At 66.0% G+C, this 19,540-nt stretch carries 22 protein-coding genes; 14 read left to right on the top strand and 8 right to left on the bottom strand.

Features of this window, described 5'->3' with window-relative positions; translation table 11 throughout:
* Positions 1–14 precede the first annotated feature (14 nt).
* From RGUI_RS01280 to der, 4 genes are read left to right on the top strand one after another with little or no spacing between them, the layout of a single operon-like run.
* A complete protein-coding gene (locus RGUI_RS01280) occupies positions 15–653 on the top strand; it encodes a hypothetical protein (RefSeq protein ID WP_081531396.1) in 639 nt (212 codons plus the stop codon).
* A 54-nt stretch (positions 654–707) separates the two neighbouring features.
* A complete protein-coding gene (locus RGUI_RS21995; RefSeq protein WP_253798735.1) occupies positions 708–1,196 on the top strand; it encodes a hypothetical protein in 489 nt (162 codons plus the stop codon).
* The gene (locus RGUI_RS21990) at positions 1,193–2,029 is read left to right on the top strand and encodes a PQQ-like beta-propeller repeat protein (protein WP_253798732.1); all 837 of its coding nucleotides are present in this window, start codon (positions 1,193–1,195) and stop codon (positions 2,027–2,029) included. Before RGUI_RS21995 ends, RGUI_RS21990 begins: the two co-directional genes overlap by 4 nt.
* Positions 2,030–2,078: 49 nt before the next feature.
* On the top strand, positions 2,079–3,548 hold the full coding sequence (gene der / locus RGUI_RS01270) for a ribosome biogenesis GTPase Der (protein WP_081531395.1): 1,470 nt from the start codon (positions 2,079–2,081) through the stop codon (positions 3,546–3,548).
* A gap of 272 nt (positions 3,549–3,820) precedes the next feature.
* Here der and RGUI_RS01265 read toward each other — a convergent pair whose 3' ends face one another.
* The 6 genes from RGUI_RS01265 to RGUI_RS01245 form a co-directional block, all read right to left on the bottom strand.
* Complete coding sequence (locus tag RGUI_RS01265) at positions 3,821–4,522, bottom strand: hypothetical protein (protein ID WP_081531394.1); 702 nt, start codon at positions 4,520–4,522, stop codon at positions 3,821–3,823.
* Entirely contained in the window at positions 4,522–5,811 is a 1,290-nt protein-coding gene (serS, locus tag RGUI_RS01260; protein WP_081531393.1) for a serine--tRNA ligase, read from the bottom strand. The genes RGUI_RS01265 and serS overlap by 1 nt, the downstream gene beginning before the upstream one ends.
* Positions 5,812–5,847: 36 nt before the next feature.
* A complete protein-coding gene (locus RGUI_RS01255) occupies positions 5,848–6,588 on the bottom strand; it encodes a pentapeptide repeat-containing protein (RefSeq protein ID WP_081531392.1) in 741 nt (246 codons plus the stop codon).
* Between the two features lie 5 nt (positions 6,589–6,593).
* Positions 6,594–7,376, bottom strand: a complete 783-nt coding sequence (locus RGUI_RS01250) for a hypothetical protein (RefSeq protein ID WP_156882833.1) — start codon at positions 7,374–7,376, stop codon at positions 6,594–6,596.
* A gap of 397 nt (positions 7,377–7,773) precedes the next feature.
* Positions 7,774–7,923, bottom strand: coding sequence for a hypothetical protein (locus RGUI_RS21055; RefSeq protein WP_156882832.1), 150 nt, complete (start codon positions 7,921–7,923; stop codon positions 7,774–7,776).
* On the bottom strand, positions 7,920–8,489 hold the full coding sequence (locus RGUI_RS01245; protein ID WP_081531390.1) for a trypsin-like serine protease: 570 nt from the start codon (positions 8,487–8,489) through the stop codon (positions 7,920–7,922). Before RGUI_RS01245 ends, RGUI_RS21055 begins: the two co-directional genes overlap by 4 nt.
* Before the next feature lie 136 nt (positions 8,490–8,625).
* Between RGUI_RS01245 and yajC the strand changes: the two genes are divergently transcribed.
* The 10 genes from yajC (at position 8,626) to RGUI_RS01195 (ending at position 15,663) form a co-directional block, all read left to right on the top strand.
* The gene (gene yajC / locus RGUI_RS01240) at positions 8,626–8,955 is read left to right on the top strand and encodes a preprotein translocase subunit YajC (protein ID WP_172841052.1); all 330 of its coding nucleotides are present in this window, start codon (positions 8,626–8,628) and stop codon (positions 8,953–8,955) included.
* 6 nt (positions 8,956–8,961) lie between these two features.
* A complete protein-coding gene (secD, locus tag RGUI_RS01235) occupies positions 8,962–10,623 on the top strand; it encodes a protein translocase subunit SecD (protein ID WP_081531389.1) in 1,662 nt (553 codons plus the stop codon).
* 7 nt (positions 10,624–10,630) lie between these two features.
* A complete protein-coding gene (gene secF / locus RGUI_RS01230; RefSeq protein WP_081531388.1) occupies positions 10,631–11,602 on the top strand; it encodes a protein translocase subunit SecF in 972 nt (323 codons plus the stop codon).
* Positions 11,595–12,350: a sulfite exporter TauE/SafE family protein gene (locus RGUI_RS01225; protein ID WP_081531387.1), complete on the top strand. Its 756-nt coding sequence runs from the start codon at positions 11,595–11,597 to the stop codon at positions 12,348–12,350. Before secF ends, RGUI_RS01225 begins: the two co-directional genes overlap by 8 nt.
* Before the next feature lie 9 nt (positions 12,351–12,359).
* Positions 12,360–12,725 carry an Mth938-like domain-containing protein gene (locus RGUI_RS01220; protein ID WP_081531386.1) on the top strand — a complete coding sequence of 122 codons (366 nt, stop codon included), beginning with the start codon at positions 12,360–12,362 and terminating at the stop codon, positions 12,723–12,725.
* 190 nt (positions 12,726–12,915) lie between these two features.
* On the top strand, positions 12,916–13,530 hold the full coding sequence (gene ccmA / locus RGUI_RS01215) for a heme ABC exporter ATP-binding protein CcmA (RefSeq protein WP_081535914.1): 615 nt from the start codon (positions 12,916–12,918) through the stop codon (positions 13,528–13,530).
* The gene (gene ccmB, locus RGUI_RS01210) at positions 13,527–14,183 is read left to right on the top strand and encodes a heme exporter protein CcmB (RefSeq protein ID WP_081531385.1); all 657 of its coding nucleotides are present in this window, start codon (positions 13,527–13,529) and stop codon (positions 14,181–14,183) included. Before ccmA ends, ccmB begins: the two co-directional genes overlap by 4 nt.
* 55 nt (positions 14,184–14,238) lie before the next feature.
* A complete protein-coding gene (locus RGUI_RS01205) occupies positions 14,239–14,967 on the top strand; it encodes a heme ABC transporter permease (protein ID WP_081531384.1) in 729 nt (242 codons plus the stop codon).
* Positions 14,964–15,122: a heme exporter protein CcmD gene (gene ccmD / locus RGUI_RS01200; RefSeq protein WP_081531383.1), complete on the top strand. Its 159-nt coding sequence runs from the start codon at positions 14,964–14,966 to the stop codon at positions 15,120–15,122. The genes RGUI_RS01205 and ccmD overlap by 4 nt, the downstream gene beginning before the upstream one ends.
* A complete protein-coding gene (locus RGUI_RS01195) occupies positions 15,115–15,663 on the top strand; it encodes a DsbE family thiol:disulfide interchange protein (protein ID WP_253798717.1) in 549 nt (182 codons plus the stop codon). Before ccmD ends, RGUI_RS01195 begins: the two co-directional genes overlap by 8 nt.
* A 267-nt stretch (positions 15,664–15,930) precedes the next feature.
* Here the strand turns inward: RGUI_RS01195 and RGUI_RS01190 are convergent, their stop codons facing one another.
* A complete protein-coding gene (locus tag RGUI_RS01190) occupies positions 15,931–16,554 on the bottom strand; it encodes a hypothetical protein (protein WP_081531382.1) in 624 nt (207 codons plus the stop codon).
* Between the two features lie 122 nt (positions 16,555–16,676).
* Positions 16,677–19,427, bottom strand: a complete 2,751-nt coding sequence (acnA, locus tag RGUI_RS01185; protein ID WP_081531381.1) for an aconitate hydratase AcnA — start codon at positions 19,425–19,427, stop codon at positions 16,677–16,679.
* Positions 19,428–19,540 lie beyond the last annotated feature (113 nt).

Genomic DNA, 19,540 nt, shown 5'->3' with positions numbered 1-19,540 from the left:
CCGAACGGGAAGCCATGACTCAATCCGACAGTTTCATCGAGGAAGTGACCGAAGAGGTGCGCCGCGACCGTCTGTTCGCGTTCATGCGCCGCTATGGCTGGATCGCGATCGCCCTGGTCGTGCTGGTCGTGGCCGGAACATCCTATCGGGAGTGGACCCGCGCCCGCGATCAGGCGCGGGCAGAGGCGTTGGGCGATGCGATCTACGCAGCCCTTGAAAAACCCGACCGGGACGCCCGGATCGACGCGCTGACCGCCCTGTCGGCAGAGGGAGAGACGGCGGCCCTTCTGTCCCTGCTGAAAGCGGGGGAAATGCCCGCCTCCGGTGCCGCGGCGCTGCGGTCGGTGGCCGAGGATGAAACCCTGCCGGTGCGCTATACCCAGTTGGCCGCACTGAAGCTGGTGATGATCGAAGGCCGCACCTTCAAGCCGGAAGAGCGGCTGGCGATGCTGGCCCCGCTGGCCGAACCGGGCCGGCCCTATCGTCCGCTTGCGCTGGAACAGATGGCGCTGGCCGAAATCGACGCCGGCAACGGCGACAAGGCGATCGAATATCTTCAGTCGCTGATCCAGGATGCCGAGGCGAGCCCGGGCTTGCGCCAGCGGGCGGCTCAGTTGATCGTGGCCCTTGGCGGAGAGCCGGATGCGGGCTGAGCCGCGGGGCAAATCGCGGCCGCGCCGATGGCCGTTTCAGTGGGGGCGTGTATTGTGACATACGGCCGGACGATTGGAATTCTGGCGGTTCTGGCCACGCTGACCGCCTGCGGCCCGAAAGAGGATATTCTGGAGGGCGAACGCTTCGGCGTGCGCGAGGCCGTGCTTGGCGAAACCGCCGACACCGCGGCAGAGCCCCGGACCCAGAGCCGCAAGATCACGCTGCCGAAACAGGTCTCGCGCGCCGACATGCCGCAACTGGGCGGCAACGCGATGCATCTTGCAGGCCATGATGCGCTGGCCGCGCTGCCCACGCGCCTGTGGTCGACGTCGATCGGGGCCGGCGACCAGCGCCGCCACCGGATCACGGCCACCCCGGTGATCGCGGGCGGGCGGGTCTTCGCGATGGATTCGCGCAGCCGCGTCACTGCGGTCTCGACCGGCGGCGCTGAACTGTGGAACCGGGATCTGACCCTGCCCGGCGAACGCACGGGCGATGCCTCTGGCGGGGGCTGGCCTTCGGTGACGGGCGGCTGTTCGTGACCACCGGTTTCGGCACGCTCGTCGCGCTCGACCCCGAAACGGGCAAGGAGCTGTGGACCCAGCGCACCGACGCGCCGGTGACAAGCGCGCCGACCTATCGCGACGGCATCGTCTATATCGTCAGCCGCGACAATCGCGCCTGGGCAGTCAAGGCATCGAACGGCCGCGTCCTGTGGCAACTGCCCGGAACGCCTGCGCCCTCTGGCATGATCGGCGGGGCCTCTCCCGCGGTGTCCGACCGGCTGGCCATCTTCCCGTTCGCCTCGGCCGAACTGGTGGCGACGCTCCGGCAAAGCGGGGTGCGGGTCTGGGCGGCCACCGTCGCGGGCCAGCGCCGGGGCTTTGTCTATGCCAACATGAACGACATCACCGCCGATCCCGTGATCGCGGGCAAGGTCGTCTATACCGCCAACCAGGCGGGCCGCGCCGTTGCGGTCTCTACCACCGACGGGGAACGCATCTGGACCGCAGAGGAAGGCGCCTATGGCAGCGTTCTGCCGGTCGCCGGGTCGGTGTTCCTGATGTCGGACGAGGACAAGCTGATCCGGCTGGACGCCCGCAACGGGGAAACCATCTGGTCGATGGATCTGCCCTATTTCACCAAGAAGAAGGTGCATCGGCGCAAGGCGATCTATGCCCATTACGGGCCGATCCTGGCCGGCGGGCGTTTGTGGGTGGCCTCCAGCGACGGGTTCCTGCGTGCCTTCAGCCCCGAAAGCGGCGCGCTGCTGGCCGAGGTCGATCTGCCCGGCGGGGCGGCATCTCGTCCGGTCGTGGCGGGTGGCACGCTTTACGTGGTGTCCGCGCGCGGGGAACTCCACGCTTTCCGTTGACCGCGGATTGGTGTAGGCGGATCGCCTTTGCTGCGTGCTGGAGGCACGAATGAGTTTCACCCTTGCCATCGTCGGCCGCCCCAATGTGGGCAAGTCGACGCTGTTCAACCGCCTGGTCGGCAAGCGCCTGGCCCTGGTCGACGACCAGCCCGGCGTCACCCGCGATCTGCGCGAGGGCGAGGCGCGGCTGGGCGATCTGCGCTTTACCGTGATCGATACCGCCGGTCTGGAACAGGCCACCGATGAAAGCCTTCAGGGCCGGATGCGGGCGCTGACCGAACGCGCCGTCGGCATGGCCGATGCCTGCCTGTTCCTGATCGATGCCCGCGCGGGCGTTCTGCCCGATGACGAGGTCTTTGCCGGGATCCTGCGCCGGAAATCCGCCAATGTGATCCTTGCCGCCAACAAGGGCGAAGGCAGCGCCGCCGATGCCGGTGTGCTGGAGGCCTACGGGCTGGGCCTTGGCGAACCGATCCGCCTGTCCGCCGAACATGGCGAGGGGCTGGGGGAGCTTTACACCGCCCTTGCCCCCCTGATCGAGGATGCCGAGGCAGAGATCGATGCCGAGGCCGCGCCGGAAACCGATGTCGATATCGAGGATGACGGCGAGGACGAGGGCGAAACCCTGCGCATGCCGACCCCGGCGCGCCCCTTGCAGATCGCAGTCATGGGCCGCCCCAATGCGGGCAAGTCCACCCTGATCAACGCCATTCTGGGCGAGGACCGCCTGCTGACGGGCCCCGAGGCCGGGATCACCCGCGACTCCATTTCGGTGTCGAAGGATTGGCAGGGCACGCCCGTGCGCCTGTATGACACCGCCGGGATGCGCAAAAAGGCCAAGGTGCAGGACAAGGTCGAGAAGCTGTCGGTGTCCGACGGGATTCGCGCCGTGAAATTCGCCGAGGTCGTGGTGGTCCTGCTGGACGCCCAGATCCCGTTCGAGGCGCAGGACCTGAAGATCGCCGACCTGGCAGAGCGCGAGGGCCGCGCCGTCGTCGTGGCGATCAACAAATGGGATCTGGAGGACGACCGGCAGGGCAAGCTGAAGGCGCTGAAAGAAGACTTTGCCCGCCTGCTGCCGCAATTGCGCGGCGCGCCGCTGGTCACCGTGTCGGCACTGACGGGCCGGGGGCTCGACCGGCTGCATGATGCGTGCCTGTCCGCCTACAAGGTCTGGAACCGCCGCGTGCCCACCGCAAAGCTGAACCGCTGGCTGGCCGGTATGGTCGAGATGCACCCGCCCCCCGCGCCCGGCGGACGGCGGATCAAGCTGCGCTATATGACCCAGGCCAAGACCCGGCCGCCCGGATTCGTCGTCATGGCCTCCATCCCCGAGAAACTGCCCGAAAGCTATCGCCGCTATCTGATCAATGGCCTGCGAGAGGATTTCGACATGCCCGGAACGCCGATTCGGCTCAACTTCCGCGGGCAGGGCGACAAGAACCCCTTCAAGGGCCGCAAGAAATCCACGCCCTCGCGGCTGCGTAAACATCTGGGCAAGGGGCCGGCGGGCGGGTAAGGTCGGTCGCCCGCCTGACAAGGCCGTTCTTCAGATCGTTGTGCGGAGCCGCGCCATCGACGGGCCGGGGCGCGGCGATCCGACGGTGGATCGGTGTCCTTTATGACGCCATTTCCGTCGAACATTTGGGCGTTGCGCGGGTTTTGCCAAATCGCCGGGCCGTGGGGTTGGCCCGTCGATGGCGCGGCGGGGCTGACGCCCCTCGATTCCGCGCTTTCGGCTACGGCGAAACTGAAGCCGACACTTGAATATCCCAGCGCAGGGGCCTTGTCTCAGGTCGCCGCGCGCACCGTCATCAGCCCGATCAGCAGGATGCCCGCAATCGCGGCAATCGACACCACCGGCACGGCAAGAAGGTTGGCCACCACGACGCCCACCAGCGCCCAAAGCAGCGCGGCCCCGTATTCCGGCGCCCGATCCAGCCACAACAGGACCAGCGCACCCGTCACCAGCGCCCCGGCCAATGCGATCAGCGCCCAGATGACCTCTCCGAAAACCAACCCGTAGCCCGCGCCCAAAAGGCCCACCGACACCCAGCTTGCCGCGGTCAGCCAGCCAGCATAGACGGCCAAGGGCGCCTGATACCACCACCGGTCCACGAAGGGCGTGCGGGCCAGCGCCCAAAGCGCCATCGCCAGCATCCACCACAAAAGGACCGAGGCCCAGAGCGGCGACATCTGCGCCACCCCGATCCACGCCGCGCCCGGCCCGACCGACAGGATCAGCGGCAGGCGCGCGGGTTCCCACACCGGGTCCGTCCCGCGCTTGACCATGCCGAACACGGCCGAGACCGTCAGCCAGACATAGATCAGCCCCCAGATCGCAAAGGCATAGCCCGCGGGCTGCACCGGCGGGTTGTCCTGCGGCACCGGGAACTGGTCGGGTTCGAACCCCGTGAACCCGCCCGGATAGACCGCCGAGATCACGAAAAACAGCGTCGCGACGAAGACGAAGACCGCCTTGATCGGGTCCATCAGGCCAACTCCCCCTCTGCGGTCAGGCGCGTCTTGCCGCCCAGATACGGGTGCAGGGCCTCGGGCAGGGTGACCGATCCGTCCTCTTCCTGCCCGTTTTCCAGCACCGCGATCAGGCAGCGCCCCACGGCAAGGCCGGAGCCGTTCAGGGTATGCACGAATTCCGGCTTGCCGCCCTGTGGCCGGAAGCGCGCATTCATCCGCCGCGCCTGGAAATCGCCACACAGCGAGACCGAGGAGATCTCGCGATAGGTGTTCTGCCCCGGCAGCCAGACCTCCAGATCATGGGTGATCTGCGCGCCAAAGCCCATGTCGCCGGTGCACAGCACCATGGTGCGATAGGGCAGGCCGAGTTTTTCAAGGATCCCCTCGGCGCATTTCGTCATCCGCTCATGTTCCTCGCGGCCCTTTTCGGGGTGCACGATGGAAACCATCTCGACCTTCTCGAACTGGTGCTGGCGCAGCATGCCGGCGGTGTCGCGCCCGGCGCTGCCAGCCTCTGACCGGAAGCACAGGGAATGGGCGGTCATCCGGCGGGGCAGGTCGGCCTCGTCCAGAATCGTGTCATTGACGGTGTTGGTCAGCGTGACCTCCGATGTCGGGATCAGCCACCAGCCCTCGCGCGTCAGGTAACTGTCCTCGCCGAATTTCGGCAATTGCCCGGTGCCGTACATCATCTCTTCGCGGACCAGCACGGGGGCGTTGACCTCGGTCAGGCCGTTCTCGGTGACATGGGTGTCCAGCATGAATTGCGCCAGCGCCCGGTGCAGCCGCGCGACCGCGCCCTTCAACACGACGAACCGCGCGCCGGAAAGCTTCGCCGCCGTCTCGAAATCCATGCCCGGTTTGACGCCGGCCAGGTCGTAATGCTCCTTCGGCGCAAAGGTGAACTCGCGCGGCGCGCCCCAGCGGTGGCGTTCGACATTGTCGGCCTCGTCCGCGCCGTCGGGCACATCCGCCAGCGGCAGGTTGGGCAGGCCCATCAGCATGTCGGTCAGGCGGGCATCCTCGGCCTTGGCCTCGTCATTCAGGCGGGCGACCTCGGCCTTCTTGTCGGCGACCAGCGCGCGGAGCCGTTCGAACGCCGCCTCATCGCCCGACGCCTTGGCCTTGCCGATTTCCTTGGACGCCTTGTTCTGCTCCGCCTGCGCGGTTTCCGCGGCGAGGATCTTGGCCCGCCGCTCGGCATCTATGGCAAGGATATCCGGCGACACGGGCGCCAGCCCCCGGCGGCCAAGGGCGGCGTCGAACGCGTCAGGGGCTTCGCGGATGGCGCGGATGTCGTGCATGGGAGTATCCTCGGGGTGGTGTCGGAGTCGCGGGGGTTATGCCCGATCTTGCGGAGGGACGTAAGAGGCGGGGTTGGAGAGGTAGCGGCGCCATTCTTCCTCGAACTCGTGCCCGTTGAGGTCGGCGCTGGGCCAGTGCGCGGGGCGCTTCAGATTGCCGAGTTTGGTGGAGCCATCGCCGAAGGCGGAGTCGATCTGATCCTGTGTGAGTGCTATTGGTGTAAAATCCACATCCTTCACGGCGGCACCTCGGAGAGTAGCCGCCGTGAAGGATGTGCGATTGTCCAGACGCGCCCCCTCGAGGAAGGCCCCCTCCAGACGCGCCACCACGAGGCCGGCCCCCTCCAGACGCGCCCCCTCGAGGCTGGCCCCCTCCAGATGCGCCCACACGAGGTTGGCCCCCTCCAGACGCGCCCACACGAGGTTTGCCCCCTCCAGATGCGCCCACCCGAGGAAGGCCCCCTCCAGATGCGCCTCCCCGAGGCTGGCCCCCTCCAGATGCGCCCCACTGAGGATGGCCCCCTCCAGATGCGCCCCACTGAGGATGGCCCCCTCCAGACGCGCCTCCCAGAGGTCGGCCCCCTCCAGATGTGCCCCCCTCAGTTCGGCGCCTTGCAGGTTGGCCTTCCGAAGGTCGAGCCGGTAGTTTTCCGCCTTTTCCAACACGATCCGGTTTGCCGCACGCCGCCCGATAACCTCCAGCGCGATCCGGACATCACTGCGGGGCGGGGCGAGGTCTCTTGCCCAGGCCTTCAATTTCTCTGTGCGGTCCTCCATGGCCTTCAGGTATGCGTTCCGGTTGTCGTCAGGGGCGTTTTGGGGCAACTCCTCCACCGGGCGATCCCGTCCTGCTCTGGCGTCCTCGTATCCTTCGCCGGGGCATTCTCCCGGATATAGGCGCACAGGATTTCCATGATGTTCGCATGGTCGCGGTCGCTGTCCTTGCTGATGCGTTCCAGAGCATAGATCGCGCCGATGCGGACCTCGATATTGGGTTCAGTAACTTCTTCGATCAGCGGTTGGGCCGTGTCCGGTTCGCCGTCCCCGCCTTTGGCATAGAGCAGGATGCCGTCGTCATCCCGACGCTGCCGCTTGACGGTCTTCATCGCCCCCAGCCCCTCCACCGCCTTGGTCAGCCGGTCGGTGATCAGCCCCTGTTCGGCCAGATCCGCTTGCCGCTGCGCGGTGTCCGCCTGCGCCTGCGCCACCACGGACCGCCAGATTAGGAAGGGCACGCCGATCAACGCGGCAAGGCCAAGGCCGATATTGCGGATCGCCTCGAACTGATCGACCTCGGCCTTCCCTGATTTAAACGGGCTGAACTTGTCGAGTACGGTGCCCGTTTCGGGCAGGTTCAGAAGGCTGCGGATCGCCTCATACGGCAGGGTCGCCAGCACGAACTGGACGATGAGTGACAGGAGCGCAAGCAGCGGAATCGAGAGAAGCGCAAGGACGACAAGCAGGACGAGTGCGCGGACGATCAGCCCGAAGCCCGTGCAGCGCGCGAAATCCGGCCGCCACAGGCAGGACAACCAATCCCGGAATGTCTTCAGTCTGCCGGTCATCATCGCCCCCGGTGGTCACGTCCCCCACAGCTTGCCCAAACACCCTGCCCCTGTGAACCGGGCACAGGTGCGGCCAATCGGGCGACCGGGCTGCGGCGCCACCGGGCCCGCGTGGGTGGGCGAGGGCGGGCGATCCCCCACGCTTGGCGCGGGCGACCAGCCCGGGCCGCGCCCGACCCTTGGGGCGGGAGGGCGCTGTGGCGGCGGCGTTCGCTGCGGGCAGGTCGTTCGGGCTTTCGGGATAAAGCGCTTTGCTCGGGTGTGCCGCGGCGCCCTCCCAGGGTCGGGCGCTGCCCTTGGCACAGGGGGGGCGGGTTTGGCCCGGGGGCCGTCTTGCGACGCCCTCCGGTTAACCCCCTATCAATCTGTTTCGCATGCGAAACTTTTCGCCCGCCCCTCAGGGCGCGTTCAGGAAAGCAGCACTTGGCCGGGCGGCGATGGTGCGCACCGGGCCGTCGCCGTTATTGCCGGCAGAGACCACACCGATCACCCGCCAGCCCTTGTCCGTCTCGGCCAAGACCGGCGCGCCGGAGGTGCCGAAGGTCACCGGGCAGTCGAGGCCCAGAAGACGCCGCTCTGCCGCGCGGATATTGCAGCCCGACAGGCGGCTGAGTGCATTGGGCCTGTCGCGCCGGTAGCCGATGATCGACAGCGCCCCTTTGGCCGGGCGTCGGGGTCGGGGGCGATGGGGCGCGCGGCGGCAGAGGCAATCGGCGCCTCCAGCGTGACGATGGCCATGTCGGCGGCCAGCCGTTCGGGGGTGGTGCTTTTGCCGGGGGTGTAGCCGGGAAAGATCTGGATCGCGACGCCGGTGCGATGGGCCGCATAGCCGCCCTTCAGCCATCCGGCGACGAAATGCACATCCGCCGGCGAGGCCAAGAGCCCGCGGCCCAACCCATACAGGCAATGGGCCGCCGTCAGCACCTTGTCGGGCGCGATCAGCGTGCCGGTGCAGATCACCCGGCGTTTCAGCCCCGCGACGTTGACCCGCCCCACCGCGCGCCACGCCACATGGTCGGCATCGCTTAGCGGGACGGCCTGCCCGTGGGCGGGCAGATGCGCCATCACAAGCAGGAGAGCGAGGCAGAGGGCAGAGCCAAAACGAGTCGACATGGCCCTTGCTATGCCCGACCCGCGCGGCCATTAGAAGCGGCAAGCCGCGCGCCTTGCCAAGCCAGAGGCCACGCAATAGGGTGCGCGCCAACCGAGAACCGGGCCGTTTCCGCGCCCGCCAAGAGGGGAATTTCACATGTTTGCAACACCTGCGTTCGCGCAAGCGGCCGGTGGCGGCGCCATGGGCGCTTTCGGCTCGTTCGTTCCGCTGATCCTGATCTTCGCGATCATGTATTTCCTGCTGATCCGTCCCCAGCAGAAGAAGATGAAAGAGCACAAGGCAATGGTCGACAGCCTGCGCCGTGGCGATCAGGTCGTCACCCAGGGCGGGCTGATCGGCAAGGTGTCGAAGGTCAAGGACGACGAGGAAGTCGAGGTCGAGATCGCCGAGGGCGTCAAGGTTCGCGTGATCCGCGGCACCATTGCCCAGGTGATCAACAAGACCGAGCCGGCGGAGAAGGCGTAAGCCCCCATGCTGAACATCGCGCTGTGGAAACGGGTCACGATCTGGGCCGTCGTTCTGATCGGGCTGGCACTGGCCGCGCCCAACCTGTTTTACGAACGGGTGGAGCGGCATAACCAGGCCGTCAAGCTGATCGAAAACCAGGGGGAAACCCCAGACCTCGTCGCCCAGCGCGGGGCATGGCCGTCATGGCTGCCCTCGGGCATCGTCAATCTGGGCCTCGATTTGCGGGGGGGCGCGCATCTTCTGGCCGAAGTGAAGGTCGATCAGGTCTATGCCGGCCGGATCGACGGCATGTGGACCGATGTGCGCGACGCCCTGCGCGAGGTGCGGGCCGAGGTCGGCACGATCCGCCGGCAGGACGGCCCGCCCGATGAATTGCGGATCCGGATCTCTCAGCCCGAGGGGATGCAGACGGCGATCGCCGCGGTCAGAAAGCTCGCCCGCCCGGTCACCAGCCTGACCGGCGTCGGCAGTTCCGATATCGAGGTGCGGGGGCAGGGCGATACGCTGATAGTCACCCTGTCGGAGGCAGAGAAACTGCTGACCGACACCCGCACGATCAAGCAGTCGCTGGAGGTCGTGCGCCGCCGGGTGGACGAGGTCGGCACCCGCGAACCGACGATCCAGAAACAGGGCAACGACCGCATCCTGATCGAGGTGCCGGGAATCGGCTCTGCCGACGAATTGAAGGCCCTGATCGGGACGACTGCGAAGCTGACCTTTCATCCGGTGGTTTCGCGCACCTCCAACCCCAACGACAATCCGGGCACGGGCAATGTGCTGCTGCCGGACATGGACGACGAGGGGGTCTATTACATCCTCGAACGGGCCGCGGTGGTCAGCGGAGAGGACCTGACCCAAGCGCTTGCCGATCAGGACCAGAACGGTCTGCCCTCGGTCAGTTTCCGCTTCAACGCCTCTGGTGCGCGCAAGTTCGGCCAATACACGACCGAAAACGTCGGCCAGCCCTTTGCCATCGTGCTGGATGACGAGGTGATCTCTGCCCCCGTGATCCGGGAGCCGATCCTGGGCGGGTCGGGGCAGATCACCGGCACCTTCACGCCCGAAACCGCGTCCCAGCTTGCCGTGCTGCTGAATGCCGGCGCGCTGCCCGCCGAACTGGTCTTTCTGGAAGAACGCACCATCGGGCCGGAACTTGGCGCCGACAGCATCGAGGCGGGCAAGATCGCCTGCGTCGTGGCCTTTGTCGCCGTTCTGGGCTTCATGTGGGCCAGCTATGGCCGGTTCGGGCTGTTCGCCAATGCGGCGCTTCTGATCAATGTGGGGCTGATCTTCGGGCTTCTGTCGCTGATCGGGGCCACGCTGACCCTGCCGGGTATCGCCGGTATCGTTCTGACCATCGGGATGGCGGTCGACGCCAACGTGCTGGTGTTCGAACGCATACGGGAAGAACTGAAATCCGCGCGCGGGCCATCCCGGGCCATCGAACTGGGCTATGAACGCGCGCTGTCGGCGATCATCGACGCCAACATCACCACCTTCATCACCGCGGTGATCCTGTATGTCATGGGCGCCGGTCCCGTGCGGGGCTTTGCGGTGACGCTCGGCCTTGGGATCGTCACCTCGGTCTTCACCGCGATCTTCGTGACGCGGCTGATGATCGTGATGTGGCTGGACCGTCGCCGCCCCAAAACTCTTGTCGTGTGAGGGCCCAATGCGTCTGAAACTCGTCCCCTCCGAAACGAACTGGAACTTCTTCGCCGCCGCGAAATTCACCTTCGGTGGATCGGTGACCGCGGTCGTGGCCTCGATCCTTTTGTTCCTGATCCTCGGGCTCAACTTCGGGATCGACTTCCGCGGCGGTACCACGATCCGCACCGAAAGCGCGCAACCCGTCGATGTCGGCGCCTATCGCGACGTCCTGTCGACGCTGAACCTTGGCGATGTCACGATTTCCGAGGTCTTCGATCCCGGCTTTGGCGAGGACAAGCATGTCGCGCAGGTCCGCATCCAGGCGCAGGAAGGGCAGGAAAGCGCGCAGGCCCAGATGATCGCCGCGGTCGAGGAGGCGTTGCAAACGGTCGATCCCAGCATCACCTTCCCGTCCGTCGAAAGCGTCGGGCCGAAAGTGTCGGGCGAGCTGGTACAGACCGCGGTTCTTGCGGTGCTGGCCGCCATCGGGGCGGTGCTGGTCTATATCTGGCTGCGCTTCGAATGGCAGTTCGCGCTTGGCGCTGTCGCGGCGCTGATCCACGACGTGGTCCTGACCATCGGGGTGTTTGCCGCGATCCAGATCAAGTTCGACCTCGCGATCATCGCGGCCCTTCTGACCATCGTCGGCTATTCGCTGAACGACACCGTGGTCGTGTTCGACCGGGTCCGCGAAAACCTGCGCAAGTACAAGAAGATGGAGTTGAAAGAGGTGCTGAACCTCTCGATCAACGAAACCCTCAGCCGGACGGTTATGACCTCGTTCACCACGCTGCTGGCGCTGATCGCGCTCTTCATCCTGGGCGGCGACGTGATCCGCGGCTTCGTCTTCGCGATGATCTGGGGCGTGGTCGTGGGCACCTATTCGTCGGTCTTCGTGGCGTCGAACATCCTGTTGATGCTGGGTGTGAAACGCGACTGGTCCAAGGACAGCGACGGCGGCGCGGGCACGCAATTCGCCAACGTCGATGCCTGAGGCGTTCGGGGCCGCGCTTGCGGTCCCGGGCCTGCCCTTCCTGATCGCCGTTTATCTCGCCGCGGGCCTTGTCCGCGGTTTCACCGGCTTCGGCACGGCGCTGATCGTGATGCCGGTCGCCACAAGGGCCTTGCCCCCGGTCGAGGCGCTGGTGGTCCTGACCTTGGCCGATATCGCGACATGGGGCACGCTTGGCCCCCGCGCGGTGCGGCAGGCCGACCTGCCCGAGGTCGGGATTCTGTCGGCCGCGGCGGTTCTGGCCGCGCCCCTTGGCGTCGCGCTTCTGGCCGTGCTTGACCCGATTCCGATCCGCTGGGGCATTGCGGGCGTGGCCAGCGTGACGCTGATCGCGCTTCTGTCGGGCTGGCGCTATCACGGCACCGTCACGCGGCCGGGTCTGGCCGGGATCGGCGCGGCGGCGGGCGGGCTGGGCGGATTGACCGGGCTGGCCGGGCCGCCCGTGATGCTGTTCTACCTTGCCGGCACGGCGGGTGCCGCGCGGGTGCGGGCCAACACCATCCTGTTCCTGATGGTCCTCGATATCGGCGTGCTGGGAACGCTCCTGCTGCGGGACATGATCTCGGGCCGGGCGCTCGCGCTCAGCCTGCTGGTGGCGGTGCCCTACGTTCTGGCGCTGCTGATCGGTCAGCGGCTGTTCACACCAACGCGGGAGCGGTTTTACCGGTGGCTCGCCTATGCCATCATCGCGCTGTCAATCCTTGCCGGATTGCCGCTGTTCGACAGTTGAAAGGATCCCATGAAACTTTCCGAGATGCACATCCCGCAGGGCCTGCCGGTGGACGGCTACGGGCCGGGTTTCTTCCGCGTCGGCGGTGAGGTGCAGGAAGGCACGGTTCTTGTCGCCGACGGCCGGCTTCTCCACTGGGGCGGAACCGGCGACGAAGCCCCGCTGATGGCGCTGGCCGGCCGGATCGACGTGCTTCTGATCGGGACCGGCAACAGCCTTGCGCCGCTGCCCAACCGCCTTCAGCCGCGGCTGGAGGAGGCGGGGCTCGGCGTCGAAATCATGGCCTCGCCCTCGGCCGCGCGCGCCTACAACGTGCTGCTGTCCGAAGGGCGGCGGGTGGCCGTCGCGCTCCTCCCCGTCGGCCCGGCTGCCTGACGTCGGCGTACCAGCGTCTGCGCCTGCCTTCTTCTTGGCCTAAATACCCCCGCCGGAGGCACGCGCCCGCATGGGCGCGCCCGGCCCAACCGGGACCAGGCGGGCTTGCCCCGCGCCGGTCCCGGGCGGGAGCTCCCGCTTGCCGCTTGCCGCTTTCCGCCCGCCCGGCTTTGCGCTATGCCTCGCCCCCATGGAAATGATCGTTGAAAATCTGGCCTGTGCCCGGGGCGGCGTGCCCGTTCTGGAAGGGGTCCGCTTCACGCTGGCCGCCGGGCAGGCGCTGCTTTTGCGCGGGCCCAACGGGATCGGCAAGACGACGCTCTTGCGCACGCTTGCGGGGCTTCAGCCGCCGGTCAAGGGCACCGTGTCCGTCCCGCCAGAGACGATGGCCTATGCCGCCCATGCGGACGGGTTGAAGGGCACCCTGACGGTCGCGGAAAACCTGGCCTTCTGGGCCAGCATCTTTGCCCATGACGGGATCGAGGCTGCGCTGGAGGCGTTCAACCTGACCGATCTGCGCCACCGGCAGGCTCAGAACCTGTCGGCCGGGCAAAAGCGGCGGCTGGGGTTGGCGCGGCTGGTGGTCACCGGGCGGCCGATCTGGGTGCTGGATGAACCCACCGTGTCGCTCGACGTGGCCTCGGTTGCGCTCTTCGGGCGGGCGGTGGCCGATCATCTGGCGGGGGGCGGGGCCGCGCTGATCGCGACCCATATCGATCTGGGGTTCGAGGCGCGGGAACTGGATGTCGCGCAGTTTCGCGCCGTCCCGCGCGAACTGGATCATTTTGACGAGGCCTTCCTGTGATCGCATTGTTCCTTCGCGACCTCAGCCTTGCGATCCGGGCCGGGGGCGGCTTCGGGCTGGGGCTGGCGTTCTTCCTGATCCTTGTCGTTCTGGTGCCCTTCGGTGTCGGCCCCGAAAGTGCCATCCTGTCGGCCATCGCGCCGGGCATCCTGTGGGTTGGGGCGCTTCTGGCCTGCCTACTGTCGCTCGACCGGATCTTCGCGCTGGACTACGAGGACGGCTCGCTTGACCTGCTGGCGACGTCCCCGATCCCGCTGGAAGGCGTCGTGGCGATGAAGGCGGCGGCGCATTGGGTGACCACGGGGCTGCCGCTGACGCTGGCCGCGCCGGGCTTGGGGCTTCTGTTGCATCTTGAAAGCACCGGATACCTGTGGCTGGTGGTCAGCCTTGCGCTTGGCACGCCCGCGCTGTCGATGATCGGCACGTTCGGCGCGGCGCTGACCGTGGGGCTGAAACGCGGCGGGCTGCTTCTGTCGCTCTTGGTGCTGCCGCTTTACGTGCCCACGCTGATCTTCGGGGCCGAAACCGTCACGCGCGGTACCGACGGGATGGCGACCGCCACGCCGCTTTTGATGCTGGCGGGGATCACGCTGGCGACGCTGGCGCTTTTGCCCTTTGCCGCGGCTGCGGCGATCCGTATCAACCTGCGCTAGGGGGCTCACGTGCTCGTCACTTGAGGCCCACCGGAAACGTCACTAGGAAACGCTCATGTCGCTTTGGGAATATGCCAACCCGCAGAAATTCATGCGCACCACCGACGTGGTCCTGCCGTTCTTTGCGGTGGCCACGGCGCTCTGCATTGCCGTGGGTCTGGTCTGGGGGTTCTTCCTGACGCCAGAGGCTGTGAATTTCGGCTCGACCGTCAAGATCATCTACATCCACGTGCCCGCCGCGCTGATGGCGATCAATGCGTGGCTGATGATGCTGGTGGCCTCGCTGATCTGGCTGGTGCGCCGTCACCATGTGTCGGCCCTTGCCGCCCGCGCGGCGGCGCCGGTGGGGGTGACCATGACGCTGATCGCGCTGGTGACCGGGGCGATCTGGGGAGAGCCGATGTGGGGCACCTACTGGGCGTGGGACCCGCGACTGACCTCCTTCCTGATCCTGTTCCTGTTCTACCTTGGCTACATGGCCTTGTGGGAGGCGATCGAGAACCCCGACGCCGCCGCCGACCTGACCAGCGTTTTGTGCATCGTGGGCTCGGTCTTTGCGGTTCTGTCTCGCTATGCGGTGAATTTCTGGAACCAGGGGCTGCATCAGGGCGCCTCTCTCTCGCTCGACAAGGAAGAGAACGTGGCCAACGTCTATTACCTGCCGCTTCTGGTTTGCATCGCGGGGTTCGTTCTGCTGTTCATCACGCTGGTTCTGTTTCGCACGCGAACCGAGATACGGGCCCGGCGCATTCAGGCGCTTGTCGCGCGGGAGCGGATGGGATGATTCCGGAGCTTGGAAAATACGCCGCCGCGGTGCTGTCGTCCTATGGGGTGTCGCTGGTCCTGATGGTCGGGCTGATCCTGATGTCGCTGTGGCGGGGCGGGCGGGTGCGCCGGCAACTCGATGAAATCGAAGCACGCAGGAAATCCGATGGCTGACAAGAAGAAACTCTCGCCCCTGATGTTCCTGCCGCCGGTGATCTTTGCCGGGCTTGCGGCCCTGTTCTTCATCGGCATGCAGCGGGAGGATCCCAATGCGCTGCCCTCTACCCTGATCGGGCAGGCGGCGCCGGGGGTGGCCCTGGCGCCGCTGGCCGATGTGCCGCTGTTGACCGATGACGTGCTGCGGGAGCCGGGCGCCAAGCTGGTCAATTTCTGGGGCACATGGTGCGTGGCCTGCCGGCAGGAGCATCCGCAGCTTCTGGCGATGGCAGAGCAGGGCATCGTGATCCACGGCATCAACTATGACGACACCCCCGCCCGCGCGACCGGGTACCTGGAGCGGGAGGGCAATCCCTTTACCGCGCTGGGGGAAGACACGACCGGGCGGACCAAGATCGACTGGGGTGTCTATGGCGCGCCGGAAACCTTCGTGGTGGATGGCGAAGGTGTCATACACCTTCGCCATGCCGGTCCGATCACTGCCGATGTGCTGACGCGGATCATACTGCCCGCGCTGGAAAAAGCTGCGGCTCAATAGCCGCGGGGCCGGTGCCCGGCACGATGGCGGGGCGGTCGAAAAATAAAGGCCCGTTTGTCAAATGCGGGCAACGACCCGTCGCCCTGACTATGTCTTTTCTCTGGCACTGTCAGGACGATACCGCGGCGGCAGAGGCGTTCATAGGTCGTTAACTTTCATTCCCTGTGAACACAGCGTTCTGCGATTGGAAACGCCGGAGGGCTTCGGTTCCGGCCCCCCGGGCCCTGTTGCGCGCCCGTCGACCCCCGTCGGGCGGGGCCGCACAGATCAGGGCCAAAGACTGTCGAGGATATTTCCGCCCGGCATGACCCTGCTGACGCGGTAGTTCACCACAACCGGAATGGAGTTTTGCCCCAGCCATGCAGGCCGGGCCGGTTTGGGCGTGATCGGCGTATTGACGCCCATCTGAACGAGAAGTTCGTCGATTTCAGTCTGTGACAGCTTGCCGGGACGGTCGTTCAACAGGGTCATGACCGCGTCTCTGATCTCCGTCGCGCTGCTTTCGGTGACGATGGCCTGACCGGATTTGCCGGGCGGTCCAACCCTGCGCATGATTCTGGACGTGTCGGTGGCAGAGCCGAACTTTTCGAGGAACGATGCCTCGCAAATGGATGCGATGGCATAGGCTTCGCCGCCTTCTTTCTGACGCGCGCTTAATCGCGACGTGTTGTACTTCACTTCGATGAAGGTCAGAACGCGCTGCGTCGCGCCGTCCTCCAGCGCGATGATGTCAAAGCCCTGGCCGCGGGAGTTTTCGAGGATGAAGATCCAGTCGACCCCGCTGGAAAAAAGCTGCGCGGCGACAACCGCCTCTCCCCATGCGCCCTTTTCCTTGTGAGTCGCGTTCTTCGCGAGCGCTGTGGGCGGGTAGGAAACGGTTTGCGATGGCATATCGTGACATAGCTTTGATCGACGGATCAGAGCTTAGCGATGCCTTGCCCAAAAGCAATACACCCCCGCCGTGGCAGGGGTGCATCTTTCAGTTCAAGAAAGTTCTTTCGCCGTTCGCGGGATCAGGCCGATTTGGCGAGGTTGCGCAGCACGTAGTGCAGCACACCGCCATGTTCGACATATTCCTTCTCGATCGCGGTATCGATCCGGCATTTGAGCGTGATCGTCTTGGTCGACCCGTCCGCATAGGTGATGGTGCAGGGCACCTCGTCCTGCGGTTTCAGATCGCCCGCCAAGCCGCTGATCGAGAAGGTTTCTTCCCCGGTCAGTTCCAGCGTTTTGCGGGTATCCTCGCCGGTGAATTCGAACGGGATGACACCCATGCCGACGAGGTTGGAGCGGTGGATACGCTCAAAGCTTTCGGCGATGACCGCCTTGACGCCCAGAAGCGCGGTGCCCTTGGCCGCCCAGTCGCGGGAGGACCCGGCACCGTATTGTTCGCCGCCGATCACGACAAGCGGGGTGCCTTTTTCCTGCCAGGCCATCGCGGCCTCGAAGATCGAGGTCTGGTTGCCGTCGGGCCCCTTGGTATAGCCGCCTTCCACGCCGGACAGCATTTCGTTCCGGATGCGGATATTGGCAAAGGTGCCGCGCATCATCACCTCGTGGTTGCCGCGGCGGGAGCCGTAGGAGTTGAACTCCCGCTGGGGCACCTGCCGTTCGGTCAGGTAACGGCCGGCAGGCGTTGTGTCCTTGAACGACCCCGCGGGGCTGATGTGGTCGGTGGTGACCATGTCGCCGAGGACGGCAAGGGCATGGGCGCCCTCGATATCGGTGATCTCGCCCGGCTCCATCCCCATGTCTTGGAAGTACGGGGGATTGCGGACATAGGTCGACGCCTCGGGCCAGTCATAGGTCTCCTGCTCGGTCGTCTCCACCGCCTGCCATTTTTCGTCGCCCTTGAAGACGTCGGCATATTTCGCCTGGAACGCCTCTCGCGTGACGGTCTTCTCGACAAGGTCCGCGACCTCTTTCTGGGTCGGCCAGATGTCTTTCAGGAAGACATCGTTGCCGTCCTTGTCCTGCCCAATGGGGTCGCGGGTAAGATCGACATTCATGTCGCCCGCGATGGCATAGGCGACGACCAGCGGCGGCGAGGCGAGGTAGTTGGCGCGCACGTCCGGGCTGATCCGTCCCTCGAAGTTGCGGTTGCCCGACAGCACGCTGGTCGCGATCAGGTCGTTGTCGTGGATGGCCTTGGAGATCTCCTCCTGCAAGGGGCCGGAGTTGCCGATGCAGGTGGTGCAGCCGTAACCCACGAGGTTGAAGCCCAGCGCGTCGAGGTCCTCTTGCAGTTCCGCGGCCTCAAGATAGGCGCTGACGACCTGCGACCCGGGGGCGAGAGAGGTCTTGACCCACGGCTTGGCGGTCAGGCCCAGCGCGCGCGCCTTGCGCGCCACCAGACCGGCCCCGATCATCACATAGGGGTTGGAGGTGTTGGTGCAGGAGGTGATCGAGGCGATCACGACCGCGCCGTCGCGAATCTCGTACTCTTCGCCGTCGACTTTCGCGGTCTTGCGCGGGTCGGACAGCACGTCGGGGGCAGGGGCCTCTGCCAGCATGTCCTGGGCTGCGGGGCTTTCATCCTCGCCCCGGTATTCGGCGACCACGTTGAAGAAGGACTCCGCCGCCTGGTCGAGGGGCAGGTGATCCTGCGGGCGTTTCGGGCCAGAGATGGCGGGCACGACATCGCCCATGTCCAGCTCCAGCGTGTCGGAATAGACCGGGTCGTAATCCGGCCCGCGCCAGAACCCGTTTTCCTTGGCATAGGCTTCGACCAGCGCGATGCGCCCCTCGTCCCGGCCCGACTGGCGCAGATAGCGGATGGTTTCGTCATCCACCGGGAAGAAGCCGCAGGTCGCGCCGTATTCGGGCGCCATGTTCGCGATGGTCGAACGGTCGGCCAGCGGCAGGTGATCGAGGCCGGGGCCATAGAATTCGACGAACTTGCCGACCACGCCCTTGTCGCGCAGCATCTTGACGACGCGCAGGACAAGGTCGGTCGCGGTGGTGCCTTCTACCATCTCTCCGGTCAGCTTGAAGCCGACGACCTCGGGGATCAGCATCGACACGGGCTGGCCCAGCATCGCGGCCTCGGCCTCGATCCCGCCGACGCCCCAGCCCAGAACGCCAAGACCGTTGATCATGGTGGTGTGGCTGTCGGTGCCGACCAGCGTGTCGGGATAGGCCACTTCCTCACCATTCTGGTCGGTGTCGGTCCAGACGGTTTGCGCAAGGTATTCCAGGTTCACCTGGTGGCAGATGCCGGTGCCGGGCGGGACCACGCGGAAGTTGTTGAACGCCTTCTGACCCCATTTCAGGAAGGTGTAGCGTTCGATGTTGCGTTCGTATTCGCGATCCACGTTCATCTGGAAGGCGCGCGGGTTGCCGAATTCGTCGATCATCACGCTGTGGTCGATGACCAGATCCACCGGGTTCAGCGGGTTGATCTTTTGCGCGTCGCCGCCAAGGGCCACGATCCCGTCGCGCATCGCGGCAAGGTCAACGACCGCGGGCACGCCGGTGAAATCCTGCATCAGCACCCGGGCCGGGCGATAGGCGATTTCCCGCAGGGCCTTGCCACCGTTGTCGGCCCATTCCGAGAACGCCTTGATGTCGTCGACGCTGACGGTCTTGCCATCTTCGAAGCGCAGCAGGTTTTCAAGCACGACCTTCAGCGCCGCGGGCAGGCGGGCGAAGTTGCCAAGGCCCGCCGCCTCGGCCGCGGGAATCGAGTAGTAGGCGACGGTGCTGCCCCCCGCGGTGAGCGTTTTGCGGGTCTTGGCGGTGTCCTGTCCAACAATGATCGGCATGGATGGTCGGTCTCCGTGATAAGGGGCGCGTATCTGTTTACGCTTGCTCATGCCCTAACGTTTGAAGGCGTTCAAGGGGGCATCGACGTTTTTTGTATACTACGGTGCACAAA

Origin of the sequence: Rhodovulum sp. P5, from assembly GCF_002079305.1 — a bacterium.
Classification (GTDB): Bacteria; Pseudomonadota; Alphaproteobacteria; order Rhodobacterales; family Rhodobacteraceae; genus Rhodovulum.
Note: the sequence above shows the minus strand (reverse complement) of the source record. Positions and strands in the feature narration are given on the sequence as shown.